Source organism: Ensifer sp., from assembly GCF_035999185.1.
GTDB lineage: Bacteria > Pseudomonadota > Alphaproteobacteria > Rhizobiales > Rhizobiaceae > Ensifer.
The window spans coordinates 31,619-49,468 of record NZ_DASYHB010000097.1 but is presented as its reverse complement, the minus strand read 5'-3'; the positions used below and the strand labels follow the sequence as shown (position 1 = coordinate 49,468).

General features: G+C 61.7%; 23 protein-coding genes. 1 reads left to right on the top strand and 22 read right to left on the bottom strand.

What is annotated here, in order from left to right:
* Positions 1 to 9: 9 nt before the first annotated feature.
* From VGO04_RS09635 to VGO04_RS09620, 4 genes are all read right to left on the bottom strand, one after another.
* Entirely contained in the window at positions 10 to 483 is a 474-nt protein-coding gene (locus VGO04_RS09635; protein ID WP_327495721.1) for a hypothetical protein, read from the bottom strand.
* A 157-nt stretch (positions 484 to 640) separates the two neighbouring features.
* Complete coding sequence (locus VGO04_RS09630) at positions 641 to 1,264, bottom strand: 7-cyano-7-deazaguanine synthase (protein ID WP_327495720.1); 624 nt, start codon at positions 1,262 to 1,264, stop codon at positions 641 to 643.
* On the bottom strand, positions 1,261 to 2,475 hold the full coding sequence (locus VGO04_RS09625) for a PfkB family carbohydrate kinase (RefSeq protein ID WP_327495719.1): 1,215 nt from the start codon (positions 2,473 to 2,475) through the stop codon (positions 1,261 to 1,263). The genes VGO04_RS09630 and VGO04_RS09625 overlap by 4 nt, the downstream gene beginning before the upstream one ends.
* Positions 2,476 to 2,492: 17 nt before the next feature.
* The gene (locus tag VGO04_RS09620; RefSeq protein ID WP_327495718.1) at positions 2,493 to 3,140 is read right to left on the bottom strand and encodes a hypothetical protein; all 648 of its coding nucleotides are present in this window, start codon (positions 3,138 to 3,140) and stop codon (positions 2,493 to 2,495) included.
* Between the two features lie 178 nt (positions 3,141 to 3,318).
* Between VGO04_RS09620 and VGO04_RS09615 the strand changes: the two genes are divergently transcribed.
* A complete protein-coding gene (locus tag VGO04_RS09615) occupies positions 3,319 to 3,558 on the top strand; it encodes a hypothetical protein (protein WP_327495717.1) in 240 nt (79 codons plus the stop codon).
* A gap of 16 nt (positions 3,559 to 3,574) precedes the next feature.
* On the opposite strand, the gene VGO04_RS09610 is transcribed toward VGO04_RS09615, so the two are convergent.
* The 18 genes from VGO04_RS09610 to VGO04_RS09525 form a co-directional block, all read right to left on the bottom strand.
* The gene (locus tag VGO04_RS09610; protein ID WP_327495716.1) at positions 3,575 to 3,961 is read right to left on the bottom strand and encodes a hypothetical protein; all 387 of its coding nucleotides are present in this window, start codon (positions 3,959 to 3,961) and stop codon (positions 3,575 to 3,577) included.
* 417 nt (positions 3,962 to 4,378) lie between these two features.
* Complete coding sequence (tnpC, locus tag VGO04_RS09605; RefSeq protein ID WP_327495715.1) at positions 4,379 to 5,884, bottom strand: IS66 family transposase; 1,506 nt, start codon at positions 5,882 to 5,884, stop codon at positions 4,379 to 4,381.
* A gap of 75 nt (positions 5,885 to 5,959) precedes the next feature.
* Positions 5,960 to 6,295 carry an IS66 family insertion sequence element accessory protein TnpB gene (gene tnpB / locus VGO04_RS09600; RefSeq protein ID WP_327495714.1) on the bottom strand — a complete coding sequence of 112 codons (336 nt, stop codon included), beginning with the start codon at positions 6,293 to 6,295 and terminating at the stop codon, positions 5,960 to 5,962.
* Complete coding sequence (gene tnpA, locus VGO04_RS09595; RefSeq protein WP_327495713.1) at positions 6,292 to 6,723, bottom strand: IS66-like element accessory protein TnpA; 432 nt, start codon at positions 6,721 to 6,723, stop codon at positions 6,292 to 6,294. Before tnpA ends, tnpB begins: the two co-directional genes overlap by 4 nt.
* 453 nt (positions 6,724 to 7,176) lie before the next feature.
* Positions 7,177 to 7,587, bottom strand: coding sequence for a hypothetical protein (locus VGO04_RS09590; protein ID WP_327495712.1), 411 nt, complete (start codon positions 7,585 to 7,587; stop codon positions 7,177 to 7,179).
* A 40-nt stretch (positions 7,588 to 7,627) separates the two neighbouring features.
* Positions 7,628 to 8,221 carry a tetratricopeptide repeat protein gene (locus VGO04_RS09585; protein WP_327495711.1) on the bottom strand — a complete coding sequence of 198 codons (594 nt, stop codon included), beginning with the start codon at positions 8,219 to 8,221 and terminating at the stop codon, positions 7,628 to 7,630.
* A gap of 74 nt (positions 8,222 to 8,295) precedes the next feature.
* Positions 8,296 to 9,114: a sigma-70 family RNA polymerase sigma factor gene (locus tag VGO04_RS09580; RefSeq protein ID WP_327495710.1), complete on the bottom strand. Its 819-nt coding sequence runs from the start codon at positions 9,112 to 9,114 to the stop codon at positions 8,296 to 8,298.
* Positions 9,115 to 9,133: 19 nt separating this feature from the next.
* Positions 9,134 to 9,745, bottom strand: a complete 612-nt coding sequence (gene fliP / locus VGO04_RS09575; protein ID WP_327495709.1) for a flagellar type III secretion system pore protein FliP — start codon at positions 9,743 to 9,745, stop codon at positions 9,134 to 9,136.
* Between the two features lie 149 nt (positions 9,746 to 9,894).
* Entirely contained in the window at positions 9,895 to 10,242 is a 348-nt protein-coding gene (locus VGO04_RS09570) for a flagellar biosynthetic protein FliO (RefSeq protein WP_327495708.1), read from the bottom strand.
* Between the two features lie 47 nt (positions 10,243 to 10,289).
* The gene (locus VGO04_RS09565; protein WP_327495707.1) at positions 10,290 to 10,640 is read right to left on the bottom strand and encodes a FliM/FliN family flagellar motor switch protein; all 351 of its coding nucleotides are present in this window, start codon (positions 10,638 to 10,640) and stop codon (positions 10,290 to 10,292) included.
* A 110-nt stretch (positions 10,641 to 10,750) separates the two neighbouring features.
* A complete protein-coding gene (locus VGO04_RS09560) occupies positions 10,751 to 11,623 on the bottom strand; it encodes a flagellar motor switch protein FliM (protein ID WP_327495706.1) in 873 nt (290 codons plus the stop codon).
* A gap of 3 nt (positions 11,624 to 11,626) precedes the next feature.
* The gene (flgF, locus tag VGO04_RS09555; RefSeq protein ID WP_327495705.1) at positions 11,627 to 12,802 is read right to left on the bottom strand and encodes a flagellar basal-body rod protein FlgF; all 1,176 of its coding nucleotides are present in this window, start codon (positions 12,800 to 12,802) and stop codon (positions 11,627 to 11,629) included.
* 32 nt (positions 12,803 to 12,834) lie between these two features.
* The gene (locus tag VGO04_RS09550) at positions 12,835 to 13,233 is read right to left on the bottom strand and encodes a flagellar hook assembly protein FlgD (RefSeq protein ID WP_327495704.1); all 399 of its coding nucleotides are present in this window, start codon (positions 13,231 to 13,233) and stop codon (positions 12,835 to 12,837) included.
* Positions 13,230 to 14,318, bottom strand: a complete 1,089-nt coding sequence (locus tag VGO04_RS09545; protein WP_327495703.1) for a hypothetical protein — start codon at positions 14,316 to 14,318, stop codon at positions 13,230 to 13,232. Before VGO04_RS09545 ends, VGO04_RS09550 begins: the two co-directional genes overlap by 4 nt.
* Complete coding sequence (locus tag VGO04_RS09540) at positions 14,318 to 14,827, bottom strand: hypothetical protein (protein WP_327495702.1); 510 nt, start codon at positions 14,825 to 14,827, stop codon at positions 14,318 to 14,320. Before VGO04_RS09540 ends, VGO04_RS09545 begins: the two co-directional genes overlap by 1 nt.
* Complete coding sequence (locus tag VGO04_RS09535; RefSeq protein ID WP_327495701.1) at positions 14,824 to 16,245, bottom strand: FliI/YscN family ATPase; 1,422 nt, start codon at positions 16,243 to 16,245, stop codon at positions 14,824 to 14,826. The genes VGO04_RS09540 and VGO04_RS09535 overlap by 4 nt, the downstream gene beginning before the upstream one ends.
* A complete protein-coding gene (locus tag VGO04_RS09530; RefSeq protein ID WP_327495700.1) occupies positions 16,242 to 17,156 on the bottom strand; it encodes a FliH/SctL family protein in 915 nt (304 codons plus the stop codon). The genes VGO04_RS09535 and VGO04_RS09530 overlap by 4 nt, the downstream gene beginning before the upstream one ends.
* Positions 17,153 to 17,848 (bottom strand): hypothetical protein, encoded by a 696-nt coding sequence (locus tag VGO04_RS09525; RefSeq protein WP_327495699.1) that lies wholly within the window; start codon positions 17,846 to 17,848, stop codon positions 17,153 to 17,155. Before VGO04_RS09525 ends, VGO04_RS09530 begins: the two co-directional genes overlap by 4 nt.
* Positions 17,849 to 17,850: the final 2 nt, after the last annotated feature.

Genomic DNA, 17,850 nt, shown 5'->3' with positions numbered 1-17,850 from the left:
GATCTGACGCTAAGCGCGCGCGCCCACGAAGGCTGCGCCGACGCCTACAAGTGACGCGCCCGGAATCAGTTGACTCGCCCACGGCTCGCCGGTGACGCCCATCGGCGAGAAGTTCAGCGACAACGCTTCCGCAGCCATTGAAAACATTCCCAAGAGGACGCCGGCATCGCGCCACACCAAGCTTGCGGCGTCCTCGTACTTCGATGCAGTCAAACCGGGTTCGGCCACGAAGAGTAGCAGCGTGCCGGCAGGAGCGTCTAGGACTTCGTGCATGGCCGTGCGCAGGGCCGACGGCTTGAGAGATGTGTCAAGCTTGCTCAGCCCATGTTCGAAAGGGTCGTAGCGACACAGTGCTGCATCGCCCGGTCGGTGCACCACCACGTGAACCGGGTGAATGGCACCTGCTGAAGGCGCGGGCCGGTGGGACTGGGCGAACGCCAGCGGTCCTGCAAGCGCGGCTCTGACTCGGCATGTGAACTGCATGAGCGCACCCAGTTGGTCATCCAAAAGAGGAGCAAACGAATATCGAGTTCTGCGTGCCTCAACGACTGAGGCAAAGGGTGGCGTGTCTGGGATCGAGCCCTCGGGCAGCGGGACGAACTGCACCTCCGGCCAGACGACAGGCCTATATGGCTTGGGCTCAGACCGTGGGCGTGGGTTCTTGAGGTCCGGCCATTCCATCGTTCAGATCCTCGAGAATTTTGAAGTACTTGTTGCACCCGCGGCAGTTACCGCACGGAACGTCGGACTTGTGGCAGCTGTGCGCCAACGCCAGCTCCGTGTCCGGGACTCCGGAGAGGCGTATCAGCTCAAGAGTACTTAACTCGATCGCCGGCGCCGAGACGGTCATGCCCCCTTCCTGAAGCGCTAACAGGTCGCTCAATGTCTCCACGAACGCAGGCGTGCCATCGCGATGAAAGCCGTCCGAGAGGACGGAACCGATGTACAACTTTTCAACGCCCAGGCTGATCGCTTTCATCGCCGCGAAAGTCACCAGCATCTGGTTGCGATACGGCCACCAGTCACTGGCCGGAGCGTGTTCGTTCGCGGTCCCGCCCGCCATGTCCCCGGAGCCGAGCGACCGACAGTCGACCTTGACGACATGGTGGGCCATGCCGAGGCGTTGGGCAACCGCCGTGGCGGCTGTTATCTCCGCTCGGGCTGGCAACTGACCGTAGTCGATGGTAATGGCCAAGCTCGGACGCTTCCACCAGGCAATTGCGATCGAGTCCATGCCACCTGACAGGAGGAGCGCCGTCTTCATAGGACCATCGCCGTCCACAGCGCGCAGTAGATGGATGTCACGTAGTCCTTGCAGAGCACGCAGTTAGAGCCTTCGAACATCTTCAGATCTTCGCTCAACTCGTTCTCGCAATAGACCACGACAGGCTTTTTCTGCGCGCGCGCGTATCCGATCTCGTAAACGGTGCCAGAGTCCAGCCCATCTCCGATGGCAAATACAAGGTCTGAAATGTGAATGCCCTCAAGGTCGAGCTGCACGACATCGTCGGCGCTCCCGTAGCCGACGTCGTGGTACGGCGAAAACACGTCCAGCCCAAACCCCCTCAGGCTTTCACGAGCCTGTTCGACGAGCCACAACTGTGCGAGCGTGAATATTGGGCTGGCCAGGTAGACGCGAGGCCGCCTTCCAGCTTTCCAGCGCTCGGATGCTTGGACAGGCTTTGCCGGAAAGGCATCAAGCATTGCGGGTGTGGGGAACCCGCGCCCATCGCAGTAGACCGCAGTCGCCAGCGAGGCGCGGAGCGCGCTGTCGGCGGCCGAACGACCCTGCGTCGCCCACCCCAACGCGAAGTGGGCAGCAAAGACATCTCCTGAGCCGATCTTCCACACGGTATCAGTTTGGAATGCAGGTACTTCCGACCAATCGTCGCCATCGAGAACGAGCGCACCGAGGGGGCCGCGCTTCAGGACGACCCCGCGAGCCGCGTGGAGCGCGCGCGTTGCGTGAGCCAGCTCATAAGGAGTCGTGTCGCCGCCCAGTCCCGTGGATGCCCGCGCCTCGCGTTCGTTGAGCACAACGAACAGTTCATCTGCGGATGAGCTGTTCGAGTTGAACGGGCTACCGGTCAAGCCGCCTTGCGGGTCGTAGACAACGCGCTTGCCGTGCACGACTGCATCGCCTTCCAGCATGCCGAAGCGCAGGATGGCCTCCGATTTCACGACAATGGGGGTGTAGGTCGATCTCGGTGCTTCGACTTCCGGGCGATGGAGAGCGTGCGTGTAGCGGAAAGAGCAGGTCGCCGCCACGGCAGTCGCGACCAGGCGCGTGCCTTCGAGCGCGCAGCGTGCTTCGAGGACGGGCGCAGTGCGCGCATCGGCGTAGCAATGCAGGGTGCGCTTGACGTCGTCCGCCATGGCAGCGATGGCCGAAGCGGCTCGACCGGCTGAGCCGAAGACTTCGTGCCACGATGGTCTCAAGCACCATTCTTCGTAGGCACCGCCCACCACGTCCATTTTCGCAACCTCGGTCACTATCGAACGGCAGTCACGCGCACACGAACGAGGGCTTCGCGCTTGGCAGTGACACGAGCTGAGTACAGCGTTCCGCCCTCGATGCACTCACGCAGGCGGCTGATAGCGGGCGAAGCAAGACCACCCGCAGGCTGATCCATGAACACGACCTCCACGACCGTCTCGCCGCCATCGCTCGTGGCGAGTCTGACATTAAGGACGTCGCCGGGATTGAGGTGCTCGACAACCAGTGGCTTGGGTGAGGCGATCAGTGTGTCGATGACCAGTGCCTCGCAGCTGCCGCCGGGGGATATCGGACCGCCCGTACCGTCAAATCCGGACATCAATTCTCCAGGTTTTCCATTCGCGCTTGGCGGGAGTTCCCCCCGCGCTTCGCGCCAGTTGTGATTATGAGCCCCAGGCGCGATTGTGAGCGAAGCCACAGGCATGGCGACATTTGCATCGCACCACTGGCGTTGAACATCTGATCTTCCCCGATCGAAGCAGTTCGTCTCCAAACAGATCCGCGCGTGCTTCGACCGAATAGAACCATCGACACGCGGATTTTCAATCGGCATGCCGAGCTGGGCTATCGAGCCAGAGCGCAGCAGATAAGCGGCTGGCCAAAACGAAAAGCTGCAATCCTCGTCTGCCGAACTGCGCCACATTAGCACCTCTGCGGACGCCAACATGGCGGCCGATAGCTGTCGTTCGGTGGACAACGTCGACCGGCCACACCCGCTGCAAAGCCGCCACTCAGGGTAGCCTGCGCAACGACAGCCTCGGCCGATGGCGGAAGTCCAGCTGCTCGCGCTAGTGTCCTGTATCACCCAAGAAGGCGGCTCGGTGAAGCTGCTCATCGGCGACGACTTAGGCATGGCCACGAGAGTCGTCCTCGGTGTCCAGTTCCCGCCGTTACGGCTGTCCAACTTCTTTCGCCCCCCGCTGACCATGCCGCACCTGCTTTTCAAATGGGTCTTGCGCGAGGACCGCTACGAGTTTTCTGGCCAGGCTAAGACTCCTCGATCTCTTGAGAATAAAGTTGACGCGGAGATTGTTGGTAAGCGCTCGGCAATCTCACCTTGACGCTGGTGCAAAAGGCTCAGTCGATCAGACCAGCATCCTTGAGCAGCATTTGCGCATCTGGTGAGTCAAGCGGGACAGGACCTTCCACATAGTCCACTTCCAATATCAGGAAGTGAACCCTCCCGTCAGGGGTGACCTCAGTGATCACCTCCATGTCGCCGAAGAACGTATCGTCATCGACCAGCTGCGCCGCTGCACGAGGCATGTCCTGGAGCCTCAATTTCTTTGCAAGGAACTCGCCATCCTGCCCCTCGTAGCGGACTGGTGAGAAACCGGATCGGATCAGCTTGGCGCGGTTTGTCATATCGGTGGAGTCTAAAGCTCCGATAGAGCTTGATTCACCGGTGGGAGCATTGAAGATTGGTTGATCTTTGGCACAAAAATGGCGTATTGATTTCAACATCTCTCGGCCACGCTGGCACGCTGACAACCCAGCGATATGATCTCACCAGCAGCCTACTTTTCTGCCATGAACACGACCCAACTTTCGCCTGTACTGATCGCGCTGAAGCGGCGTCCCGGATGCGAAGACGTACATCCCGACCTGGTGATGGAGGATGCCTTGCAGCCTGGCTGGCCATGGTCTTTTGTGAGAGATGAAGGCTCGGCTGTAGTGGTCGCGATTGAGCGACGAGAAGGCTACGAACGCAGTAGTGCAACGACCCTCGCCAAGGACGTCGTCAAGCCGACTTGGCTTTCCTGGTCTGTCGTCAAGCAATAGCACCTGCCAGCGGAAGCTCTTCAAGGAAGCTCAGTGCAATGATGGCCATGAGGAAGTTTTGGCGCAGGCAAGGTCGCTTGGCCTGACGCTTTCCCCTCACTAGCGCAACCCGGGCTGCCAACGATGCGGCAGCAAATCTTCGACCCGGCTGGCAGGGTGCATCGGCAACCGCTCCAGAACGTCCTTAAGATAGGCGAATGGGTCGTGTCCGTTGAGCTTGGCTGACTGGATCAGGGTCATGATTGCAGCTGCTCGCTGGCCCGCGCGCAAGCTCCCCGCAAACAGCCAGTTGCTGCGGCCGATGGCGACGGGTCGGATCTGGTTCTCGACGTGGTTGTTGTCGATCGGCAATCGCCCGTCAGATGCGAAGCGCGTCAGCGCTTCCCAGCGCTTCAAGCTGTAGTCGATGGCGCGTGAGATGGCGGATCCGTCCGCGACCTTCTGTCGCGTCTGGACCATCCAACAATGAAGCGCGTCGAGGATGGGGCTAGAACGAGCCTGGCGCTGAGCCAGTCGCTCCTCGGCGCTTGACCCCTGCAGGTCTCTCTCGACTTCGTAGATCTTGCCGAACTGCAGCAAGGCACTCTGGGCTGCGACACTCTTGCTCGTAGCGTGCAGGTCGAAGAACTTGCGCCGGGCGTGGGCCAGGCAACCGACCTCAGTGATGCCCTGGGCCATCAGGGCCTTGTAGCCGGAGAAGTCATCGCAGACCAGGCTGCCCTGCCAACCTTGCAGGAACGCGCGTGCATGCGCTCCAGCTCGGCTCTCACAGAAGTCGTAGATCACCGCTCGGATGTCTTCGAACGCACCTGGTGCATATGCCCAGAGATAGGCGCGGTGCGTCTTGCCGGCTCCAGGCTTGAGCATCGCCACAGGTGTCTCGTCGGCGTGGAGCACTGGATAGGCCAGAACCTCGGCGCGCAGAGCATCAACGAGAGGCTGCAGTTGCACTCCGCAGGCGCCAACCCACTGCGCGAGCGTGGAGCGCGGGACCGCATAGCCTGCGCGGCCGAAAATGGCTTCCTGGCGGTACAGCGGCAAGTGATCGGCGAACTTGGCCACCAGGATGTGCGCGAGGAGGCCAGCCGTGGGAACGCCTTTGTCGATGACATGCGCGGCGACTGGCGCTTGCACCAGCCTCTCGCACTTCCTGCACGCCCACTTGCCGCGGATGTGGCGCTCCACTGTGAATACGCCTGGGGCGTAGTCCAGCTTCTCTGCGATGTCTTCGCCAATGCGCTTCATCTGGCAACCGCACTGGCACACGGTCGATTCGGGCTCGTGCAACACCTCGCGGCGTGGCAACTGGGGCGGGAGCAAATGCCGCTTGGGCTGCGCTCGGAGGCCATGGCCAATGGCCTGCGCCACCGGGGTGTCTGCGTCACTCGCCAGATCCTCAGCGACAGCATCGTCGAGCAGGCTGAACTGCTCTGCATCGAAGCGCTCCGACTGCGCGGCGAACTTCATGCGCTTGAGCAGTGCGTTCTCGTGGGTGAGCTTGTCGATCAACGCCTGCTTGTGCTTGACCTCTGCACTGAGCTGGACGGTGAGCTCGCGCAGTTGCGCTGCGCTGAGACCATCCAGGGATTGCAACTGCACCACCATGGCTTGGCAGTGTGGATCCAACCAGCCCTGCGAGGAACTGTCGAATGCCCGGATTGCCAGGTGGGTGGCATCGCCTCAAACCAGCGCGATGACGCCGTCGTCGCCAAGGCGCTGCCATGGAAGGCCGAGGACCAAGGCACTCAGCTGGGCCTGACTGATCGAGAGCTGGTGCTTGTCCCCGGGTGTCGGCCATACGAAGCGGCCCTGGTGCAGCCTGCGCGCGCACAGCCAGACGCCAATCCCGTCGTGCACAAGCACCTTCAACCGGTTGCCGCGCTTGTTGGTGAAGAGGTAGGCATGGTGGGGATGTGCCGCTCCGAAGACGATGACCACACGCGCCAGTGCCGTCTCGGAGCCTGCGCGCATGTCCATCGGGGCGATGGCCAGCCAGGCGGCATCAATGCGGATCATCGAAGCCAGTCGCGCAACCAGACACCGCAGGAGGAGGCGCAGTCGGTGGGCCAGTTGATGGATACGACAGCAGATCCGCGGCGCACCTCGATGTGGATCGCACTGCTTGCACCGGTAGTCCCAGATTGCACAGGAGCTGTGGAGGTCTCGGCTTCGATCACACTGGCGTCCTGCAACTGGATCGGTACGAACTGTCGACCGGATGCTTCGGCCGCTTCGACCAAAACGCGCTGGCGCTCTTCCCTGATCCAGCGGTGAACCATGTTCGCGTTGAGGCTGTGGCTGAGCGCTACGCCGGAAACCGACGCACCTTCCTGGGAGCACTGCAGTAGGACCTGGGCCTTCAACTGCGCACTGTATGTCCGGCGCTTGGGGACTTCGAGTGTCGACTCTCTTAGCATCGTGTCCACGATCTCCTTCGTGTACACGATGCCCTATCTGGAGAACTGGTTCAAGATGGGTTCACCGTCCGCTTACGATTGTTGCGATCTCGGCGTGGATTCAGCGCCAGAAACTACGGCCAGGGCAGTTTGGTTGGGAGGCCGCCCGCCGTACCAGCACCTCCAAAGATGAGACGCTAGCGGTTGCCAACGGGGCTGTCGTAGCAGATGGTGGGACCGAACTCAACCCGCAAGAGACGCGTGTCTTAGTGACACTTTGCGAAAGGGGGGCGGTTCAGTTCCGCTTTGATTTCAACGTGGTAGATGACCGGGCTTGAGGCAAAACATGCCCCCGCTGTGCCAGGGCAGACCAAGCGTTAGGTCAATTGACCCGCCTCTGCAATATCGCTATCCCTGTGCCCTTTCAAGCGATCCGCTTTTGGCTCTGTAGATAAGGGCGCAGACGCAAGTTGAGGGCTGCGCTGATCCTAAAAAATTTCATCAAGACTTCTGAATTGCGCGCTCGATAAGAATGTCGGCCGCGACCCTGCTGCTTTCGCGCAAATCCGGGTCAGATTCGATTTGCAGCTCTACCTTGTCCACAATGCGGCTGAAATCCTGATCCGCTTCCAAAGCGGTGCCCAGTTGCTTGAGCAGAACGGATTCAAGAAAAAGCCGGAACGCCTTGCGTCGGCGCTCCGGGTCCTTCGCAGAAAGCTCCCGCACGCGGCGCAGCAACTGCGACTCATGTTGCTGAGCTGCCAGGTCCTCGCTCTTTGCCCGCTCACTGGCCTGGCGCGTCTGCTGGTTGGCTGCGGACGCATTGTTCGCACCAATGCCCGAGCGGATCGCAGCCTCAGGTTGAGACCTGAGCAGTGCGTTCAAGGCAGCAGCAGCGTCAATGCGAGTCATGGGTTAGGGCGAAATGGCGAACGAAGCGCCCGCTAACTCTTCAGTGTATCGGGCCTTGGCGGCCGTAGTTCGAGACGAGGAAGTGCGAGGAATTGTCTCCCTCGTCAGAACTGGCCTGCGCGACGGCGCCTGTGTTCTCCGCGTTGGCGCGCTGCACTGCCTCGATCTCCGCAATGATCTTGTTGATGTCCGAGGACATCGGTGGGTTGTCCGTGTTCAATCGCACTCCCTCTTCGAAACACGCTTTGGCCGTGTCGAACTGATCTTGGGCGAGTGCCGCGAAGCCCTTCACCCAGTGCGGTAGGGGACTGGCATCGCCCAAGGCAAGCAGTGGCTGCCAGGTCACCAGCGCAGCAGGTGCGCGCCCACTGCTGTATTGGAGCAAGCCTAGCTGGTAGCGTGCCACCGGCATGTTGGGCGAGAGCAGCACAGCGTTGGAGAACGCGAGCTCTGCCTGTTCAAACTGGCTGAGAGAAGCGTACTCCGACCCCATCAAGAAATGCGGGATGCCCGAATCGGGCTGGGCGCTCGATGCCTGGTGCAGCAACTCCAGAGCGCGAACGCTGTCGCCAGACTGGCTGGCTGCCATGGCTTGCTGCACCAGGGGGTGCAGGGAATCAGCAGTGGTGTTCATTTTGGTGTCCCGTTAAGTGTGTTCATGTTGGCTGTTGGGTCTCGCAACGCAAATCAGTAAAAGCCGAGCGGTTGCTACCAGGCTACGTCCAGTGGCGGGCCCTGACCCAACGCTATCCGCAGTTTCGAGAGCGCCTGCCGATGCAATTGAGACACCCTGCCTCGAGACAAGCCGAGCAGCCTTCCAACTTCCTCGAATGCGATGTCCTGCTGGTAGTGGTACTGGATGACACTGCGCTCCTTGTCGGCAAGGCGCACCATGGCCGTTTGCAGTGCGTCGCGCAATCTGCGTGTTTCGCTCTTTCGGAAGTAGCTGACTTCAGGGGATGCGAGTTCCGACGTGTCGGGCATGTCCTCGCCGACGATCATCGCAGAGTCCTCCAAGAGCACCCCAATGGCCAATCCGATGCCCACCTCGGCAAGATAGTTCAGCAGATCTTGCTGCGCCTTGTGGGATCCCGGCTTTGGCACAGAGCCCTCCTGCCCAAGCGTTGCTTTGGCACCCTCCTTCAAGGATTCAAGCCGATCCTTGCGGATTCGCCGCTGGGCGGCAATCTGCTGATTCTTTTCTGTTTCCTTGTCGAGACCGTTGAGGATGGCTCCGCGGATGCGATGGCCCGCGTAGGACTTGAAGGGCACGCCCTGGCCTGGCTCGTAGCGGTCCACGGACTCCATGAGACCGACACAGGCAAGCTGCAGGTAGTCGGCAAACTCGACCTCGTCGTTGAACCTGCCCTTGAAACTCACCGCCGCCAGGGTTCGAGCCAGCGGCATGTGAAATGCGATCAGCTGTTCCCGAGCGACTTCATCACGCAGCCCATACCAGCGAGCCCACAGCTCAGCCTCATGTGCCGATGTCTCGGACGACTTGGAACTCTGTGCGGCTTCAGTCATCTGGCTCTGTGGAGCACCGTCAGTGGAAGCTGCCCACCAGCGCTTTGAGCAACAAGCTCCAGCCATCGATGAGGATGAACATGAGGATCTTGATGGGCAGAGCGATGGATGTTGGCGGCATCATCATCATCCCCAGCGTCATCAGCACACTGGAGACGATGAGATCAATCAGCAGGAACGGCAAGAAGACGACAAAACCGATCTGGAAAGCGGCTCGCAGTTCGGAGAGCATGAAGGCAGGAATCAGCTGGACATTGCTGATGTCTTCCATCGACTTGGGAGGAGGCGCCTTGGAGAGCTCCACCATGAGCGCAAGATCCTGCTCACGGGTCTGGCGCACCATGAAGTCCCGAAGTGGCGAGATGCCCTTTGCATAGCCAGCCTCCATACTCAGCTTGCCCGACATGAAGGGCTGGAAAGCTTCCTGATTCACCTTCTCGAAGACTGGCGCCATCGTGAACAGCGTCAGGAACAGAGCTAGCCCGATCAGCACCGTGTTCGGCGGCGTTTCAGTCATGCCGATTGCATGCCGAAGCATCGACAGGACGATGATGATGCGAAGAAAGGCGGTGATGCAGACCAGCAACGCTGGGAGCACCGCCAGCACGGTCAGGCCGAGGACGATTCGCAAGGCCTGGGATGTCTCGGCGCCAGGGGAGCCCGCGGCGGATTGCGCGTGTGCGACGCCGCACAGGGATAGAGCAATGAGCGCACCTGCTATCCAGGCTCCAGCGACACGACCCGAGGGCATGTGCGCAGCTATTCGCTTGCAAGCGCCCATCATTGCGGCTCACCTGCTGCAGTCTTGGTGGCGACGGCGTCTTGTGTCTGCGCTGGAAGCTCGCCAAGCAGTTGGATCGACTGATTGCTGCAGCCGATCAGAAGCGTGCGCCCGCGCCACTCCACCTCGTGCACGCTGTGGGTTTGCGTCAGTCGGCGGCTTTCTCGCAGCAGCAGCGTTCCTTGAGAGTTTCCTTTGAGCCAACCCAGCATCGACTTGGGATCACCCGAAGCACTGCCTGCCGCACTGGAGCCGCGCTGTCTTTGCATGCGGCGCAGCACCAGGATCGCAATCAGGGCGAGGGGGATGAATAGTCCAAGCCATGCGAGTTCGGTACCCGCAGTCATGGGCTCCCCTTGCGGCTCACGCCGCAGAGGAATGCTCTCAGGAAAGCTCATGGCTGCACGGAACCGTCAATGTTCATTGGCAGAGGCAGCTCGGTGATGCGCACCGCGAATCGATCACCCACGGCGACCAGTTGACCGCGTGCCACAACGTGCCCTTCAAGGAGCAGGTCGACTGGCTGGTGAATATCGCGGTCGAGCTGAAGCACCTGCTGCTCCTGCGCGCCCAGGAGTTCACCAACGGTAAGCGTCGCAGAGCCGACGCAGACCTGCAGGGTCGTCTTCACCTGGTGCAGGGGATGCAAGCTGGGAACCAGGGGAGCACCCTTCCCGGCCGAAGGGGGTACATCTGCGGAGGCAGTGGAAAGTTCGCTGAGTTCAATGCGCTGCGCCTGCTGCACGCTCTCTGCGGCGGATGCCGCGGCGGCATGGGAGGACGGGTGGGCGCACAAGCCCGGTTCAACGGAGCCCGTCGAAGAAATTGGTCGTGACATGATTCAGAAAGTCGTATTCAGGAAAGGGGAAGGAGCTCGACAGCCATCTGGCCCGAAGCCTGCCCAAGCCAGGTTGCGCACAGCGGGTCCGTGTCCGCTTGCGCGGAATTGCTGTTGTCACTGCCCGAAGAAACCAGGTACATGGCAGCCGGGGTATCGAGCGCATGGTCAAGGGTGACAACGTCGCCAACCGACAGCGACCACAACTGCCCCAGGTTCAGGGACAACGATCCCAGTTCGACGCGGACCGTTAGCGCATGACCATGCATCGCTCGGGACAGTGGTATGAGACTGGGGGATTTGGTGGAGGACGGAGGGTTGGGCACGGGCTGTGCCCGGCGCCGTCCCAGGAGTCGATCGACCTGCAGCGCGTTCAAGTGCAGCACCCACTCGCCGTCCGCCCATGGAAACGCTATGTGCAGTGCTCCAGACCATGGGTCCACACGCCCTGGAGAGACGCCCATGCGGCCAGTGCCTTCAAAGAGAGGCGCCAAGGCAGCCTGCCATGCACTCCAGGCGTCGCTCCCAAGGTCCTCGCTCATTGCCCAGCCATCGTTTGACCGGGCGGTAAGGTCAGGTCGCGTAACACGCTCCCCGAACAGGACAAGCTTCGTCAGCTCCTGAGCGCGCTCGTCGCTCAGCACAGATTCGATCACTGTATCGACCAACCTGATTTGCGCAGGGGCGCCAGCCTGCGCGGAGGGGAGAGCCCACTGTGCAAGCCAGTCGGAGTAGATCTTTTGCAGCGTATCGCGCACGAGCTCGCGCTCGGCGTGGTTGCGCGAGCGCAAGGGCCTGGCGAGTCGGCGCGAGTCCTCGATGGAAAGCAAAGGACTTGCCGATGCAGCATCCGGCGTGCCAGTCGGTGCTTTTAGAGGCTGGGTGATCACGGCTTAGCGGCTCTTCATCGAGAAGAGCTCCTGGAGCATCTCGTTCGCGGTCGAGATGACCTGCGAGCTTGCCTGGTAGCCACGTTGAACGATCACAAGATCGCTGAACTCCTGGGACAGATCGACGTTGGACAATTCCACGTAGCCCGAGCGCACGGAGCCAAATGCTCCACCTGCAACACCGGTGTGCCATGCGCTGCCGTCCAGTGCCTCGAACTGGTTGTCTCCGATAGCGCCGACGGCTTCCGGTGTATCAAAGCGTGCAAGTGCCAGTTTTGCGCCCTTGACCGTCTGTCCGTTGGCATAGGTCATCACCAGGGTGCCGCTCGAGTCAAACGAGGTTCCGCTCATTTCTGCGGGAGCACTTCCGTCTTGCGAAGCAAATGCGAGCGTGGACAAGGTTCCGGAGGCGAACGACGTCACATCGGTGCTGAAATCCAGGGTGACCGGCATGACAGCCTGGCCAGCAGGTGTGTACGAGAACGAGAGCTTGGACGTGCCCGCTGTCGGCCGCCCCGTCGCAAAGATCAGCTGCTGGGTCGCGATCAGGGTCGTGCCTTCCAGAAGCTCGACCTTCCAGCTGCCAGGGGTGGTGGCGTTGGTGTTGGTGAATTTGGCGGTCAACAGGTGCTCGCCACCCGCACCGTCGATGACGCGCACGCCGTTGACGGTCTGATCGGTGCCGGCAGAGGAAAGGTTGCCCGTGAACTTCACGGTCGTCGTGGGCTTGCCGGCGTTGGTCTTGGAATTGGCCACGACGATCTCGGTGTGCCCACCGTCGGCGCCGACGCCCATTACCTTGGCCCCAGTGGCCTGGTCCACGAGCACGCCGTTGTTGTTGAATTGGAACTGGCCTGCGCGGGTGTAGGTGATCTTGCCATCCTCGCCCTTGAGCGTGAACAGGCCCTGGCCATCGATGGCCAGATCCAATCCCTTGCCCGTCTGGCGCAGTTCACCGGCTTTGAAAGACATTGTCGTGCCGGCAGTGGTCACGCCATAACCCATTTGCCCGAACTGCTTGCCGGTGTAGCCTCCGCTGGAATAGAACGCATCGGAGAACTGCAGCGACGAACTCTTGAAGCCAGGCGTGTTCATGTTCGCCGTGTTGTTGGCGATCACCCGAAGGCCTTTGGAAAAGCTGGACAGGCCAGTCATCCCGACATAGATGGAATCAATCATTTTTTATCCTTGGCGTTGGGAGGTGGTCCGACTTAGCGCACGGCGGTGACCTGGCTCAAGCTGATGTTGGCCAGCGTGGCGCCGGCCGCGGTTTTGACGGTGATCAAGGGCGACTCGCCGGAAAGCGACAGCGCGGTGACCGATCCGGTCACCGTCGAGCCGTTGGCGGTGATATCCACCGTGCGGCCAATCAGGCCAACCGACTGGAGCGCAGCCTGGTTGCTGATGAGCACTGCGATCTTGTCGTTGAGCTGCTGGGTCTGCTCGAGGCTTGTGAACTGGGCCATCTGAGCCAGGAACTGCTGGTTGTCCACCGGCTTCATGGGGTCTTGGTAGGTCAGCTGCGTCAGAAGGATCTTGAGGAAGTCCTCCTGGTTCAAGCTGTTGGCCCGCAGGTTCGTGCTTGTGGAAGCAATGCTATCGATGCTCATGAAGTCTCCTTCTGGGACAGAAAAGAACGGGAAGAACTAGATTGGGCGGACGGCCAGCCCGAGGCATGGCGCTCAAGCTCGGCAAAGAAGTCACCATTGGTAGCAACCGAAGGGATGCTCGCATCAAACACGACGCTTCCATTGCAGACCACCCGGTTCAGGCGCTGCCCGTGGCTCCTAAGCGTTTGCTGCAAGGTGCTAACAATCATGGAGGCCTGGGCACTGACCTGCACGGCCGAGCCATCCATGCCCAGCCAGAGGTTGAGCCCTTCCTGGGTCCAGGCTGTGTGCAAACGCGTCGACGAGTGCCCAGACAGGATCGCCTTGGCAAGGTTTGCGCTGCTCAGCGGCCCGTCGACATCGTCTGTGCGCGACTTCGAGACTGCGGTTGCGTCGGTTTTTGCTATCTCGCGGGCCGAAAGCAGCGAAAGCTCTGTGGCGGCTGTGGCCGCCTGCGCGATAGCTGGCATGAAGGGTGCTACCGCCTGTCGTCTAAGCAGCGAATTCGCGTCGGAGGCCTGCGAGCCATTGCCTTTGGACAATCCCATGTGCGTGTTCAAGACGACACCCTGGGGCGTTGCCTCGGAACCTTTGTCGGTCATAGGAGCCGCAGGGTCGAACTGCCCAATGCCGAATTCGTGTGCCGCATCGCTGTCAGATGCCGCCTGCAAACTGTCTTCACCCCCTTGCCCCCCGGTCTCGGCCATAGCCTGGCTTGCTGGTGCGGGAGAACTGGGTGCAGCATCCGGCTGAGCCAGTTCGCGCTGGCGGTCAGCGGACTCGAAAGCGGCAGTTTCGGTACCGGCATCTTGTTGGGGCAGCCGCGCAAAGGCCATGGGCGAGCGCATCGGAGCCACCGGGCGTGCCATTGCACTATCACCTGCCGTGCCGTTGCTGTTGGCGCCGCGATCTGCGAGAGAAGACTCCTGAAAGGGTTGGAACCATCCAGACGTCTGGGCACGCTCCATCTCGCGCAACCAGGCCTGCCTGCCGGCGCCCTTGTTGGCAGGCTCACTTTGGGACGTATTGGATGCAGGTGCCAGGTAAGCCGAAGCCGCGCTGTTGGTGGTGTCGACGGTCGCCATCAAAGTCCTCCCTCCCACTGCGCCTGCTGCGGGGCCCGGACGAATGAGCGGCCGATCCAGTCGCGGTCCGCTTCAGCTGCCTGCTTGCGGGTTTCTTCCTCGACGAACTCTTTGAGGGCGCTGGCACGGTGTTCGATCAATCCATCGATAGCCCGCGTCTGCGCCACCAGTTGTGCCTGTAGTTCGTCACGCTGTGCGCGCAGTTTCGCGACCTCCTCGTCCTGCGACGCCATGCGGCTGCGCAAATCGGCCAGGTACGCGATCCCGCGGCCGTGCATTTGCGGGTTGGGGCGAGAGTGCGACTGCACTTGCAGATGCGATAGTTGCTCGTTGAACACCCCGTCCAGGCGCTCGCGCTCCATGCGGGCCGCATCCAGTGCCTTTTGCGACTGGGCCAGGCGGTTCTCCAGCAGTTCGAGCTGCCATTCCTGCTTGCGCATGTAGGGCGCCAAGGCGTAGGTGAAGCCTCGGATGTCGACCTGGGCGCTCTGGATCTGGTCTTTGCTCATGGCGTTCCTCGGACGAGACCGGCTTGAGCGGTTGCAACTGGCGTGGAAGCAGCGCGCCCCGCCCACAGCACCTCCCTCAGCCTCTGCATGGACTCTGCTCTGGAGATGCCGCCCTCATGCTGGCGCAACCAAAGCTGAAGGTCCGGGGCCAGCAGAAGGGCCCGGTCGAGCTCTGGATTGGCGCCTTTTTCGTAGGCGCCTATGTCCACCAACTGGCGGTTTCTGTCCAACAGCGCAAGACATTTGATGGCGTCCGAGATCAACTCCTGATCTTCTCGGGTCGTGAGGTCTGGCAACAGCCGGCTTGCGCTGCGCAGGACGTCGATGGCCGGGTACTGCCCCTCATGGGCCAGGTGGCGCGACAGCACGATGTGTCCATCCAGAATGGAGCGAAGGCTGTCTGCGATGGGCTCGTTCATGTCATCGCCCTCTACCAGCACAGTCAGGAGCGCGGTGATGGAGCCTCCCGAAGGCGCTGTGCCGCACCGCTCGCACAACTGAGGCAGCTCGGCGAAGACTGAGGGTGTGTAGCCCCGCGCGGTCGGAGGCTCGCCAGCGGCGAGGCCTACTTCGCGCCTGGCCATGGCCAAGCGCGTAATCGAGTCCATGGTGAGCAGCACCTGCTTGCCAGCGTCCCTGAAGTACTCGGCGATGGTGACCGCGGCATGGGCCGCCCGGATGCGTGCGAGCGCGGGCTGGTCCGAGGTGGCGACCACCACGATGGACCTGCGCAGGCCCTCGGCGCCCAACTGTTTGTCGATGAACTCGCGCACCTCCCGGCCACGCTCGCCGATCAGCGCGATGACGTTGACGTCTGCAACGACGTGGCGGGCAATCATGCCCAGCAAGGTGCTCTTGCCCACACCGCTGCCTGCAAAGATCCCCACGCGCTGCCCCAGCCCCAAGGTGAGCAGGCCATCCAAGCTGCGCACTCCCGTCTGCAAGACCTTGTGGATGCGGGGCCGCTGCATCGGATTGAGCGGCGCCGCGTGCAACGGCCGCTGCACGGCAATGTCAGGATCAGGCAACTGGTCCATGGCTTTGCCGAAGCCGTCGATCACGCGACCAAGCAGCTCAGGGCCCACTCCAAAGGACGACTGGCGCCCAAGCGCCACGACCTGGGATCCCACCGCCACACCTTGCATGGAGCCGTAGGGCATGAGCGTGATGGACCCGCCCCGCAGGCCGACAACCTCCGCCAGAACGCCTTGCGCATACTGGCTCGCTTCAGAAGATGATGCGCGCGAACGCGGCTCTATACGGCACAGTTCGCCAACCGTGGCATCGGGCCCCTGTGACTCAATCGCCATGCCCTGCAGCTGGCGTACCCAGCCGATTCGGCGTGAGAGTTCAAGCTCTCCAAGCGCAACGCGGTAGTCGCGCAAGAGTCCAGAGCGGGTACCGATGGCGGCATTCATGCCGGTCCCTCCTGGGCCATCAGCGCTTGGATCCGCTTTCTTTCGGCGCGTGTTCGCAGCAGGCTGCCTCGAAGCTGCTCCATCTGCAGTTCAAGGCGGGCGTCGAGGATGCCTTCCGAGGACTGGAGCATGCATCCCCCCAGCGCCACCTTCGAGTCCGCTACCCAGCGCAGCTCCTGCCCGTCCAACCCAAGCTTGTCCGTGGCCGACTGCTCAGCCGAACTGAAGTGGCTCTGCAGCATCTCCCAGTCGTCAGGGTGCAGATGGATTTCCAGTGCTGAACGCCCATGCCAGTTCTTCGCGGTGGTCTTGACGAGCCCTGCCAGACCTTCAGGGGTTGCCGCCTTCTCCCCCATGACCTTGCAGATCACCTCGAAGGCCAGGGCCACCACATCCTCTTCGGCCTCGGCCAGTCGGCGCTCAAGCTCAAGTGGCAATTTGCGAATCAAGGAAACCAACAACTCGTATTGCGGCGCCAGCTGCGCGTGCAGCTGCTCAATCTGCTGGTTGGCCTCCCGCTGGAAATGCGCCTGGGCCTGCTGAATCTGTTCCTGCGCCAGCGAAGTGGCCAGCTGCGCAGCACGATGCTCGAGCTGCTGCTGCATCTGGGCAATGCCCTCTTGAACGCCTTGCTCGTACCCTTGCTCCCGGCCGCGTTCGAAATCAGCGGCAGACAGTGCTTCAAGGTCTTTCTGCTGCGCACCATGCTGGAGCGTCTCCGAAGACAGCTCTGGACGACCATAAGGAGACAGCGAGGTTTCCGAGCCCAGCGCTGGAGCCGAAGACTGCAGATAGGGCGAGCCAGCCCCTTGCACAGACGCACCAGCGGCCGAGCCTGTCCCAGGGCGGCGCAGCGGGCGGGACTCGGCCAGCATCGCCACATCGCGAAGGATCTGCGCAGGAGTGTTCATGGAGCCTCGCGCCGCAGGCCAGAGGCCCACCGCTTCCATCCCTGAAACAGCTTCTGCAAAGGCTGAGCCACGTTGGCGGCGCCATCGGCACTCGCCCGCACCCTGGCGGCGGAGGAAGGCACGGGGGTGTCGTTGCCTTGCGAACCGCAGTATTTGCGCATCCGTACCATCACAGCGGTTGCCAGCTTGGTTTCCGCTGCCACAGACGCCATTGCTTCGACCGCTGCCTGAACCCGGCCCCGCTGCGCCACCGGCAAGTGCTCCAGTAGCTTCTCCTGCCAGGGCCACGGTTGTAGCTTGAGCGCGTACGCCACCAATTCGGGTTGCTCCACCGACCAGGTTCGGGCCAACAAGGCAACTTCCTCGGCATTGAGCGACTTCAGAAACTCCAGGTCGGTCCAGGAGGCTCTGTCGGAGGAACCTCGGTTTGCGGCTGGAAGCGCGAGTTCCATGTCTGGCGCGCTGCCCGCGCCATCAAGTGCTTGTCCAATGGCTTCGCGTTCCATGGCAGTCACGCTACTGGACAAACCCATGCTGTTCAGTTCGGCGATGAGCGGGGCAAGCTCCCCGTGCTGATCAGCATCCAGTTTGGAAAGCACCCAGGCGCGATCGGCTGGTGCGAGCGAGTGCAGCAAGAGGGCGGCCTGCTTGGCGCCGTCAATGCGTATCGATGCGAGTTCAGAGAACATCATGC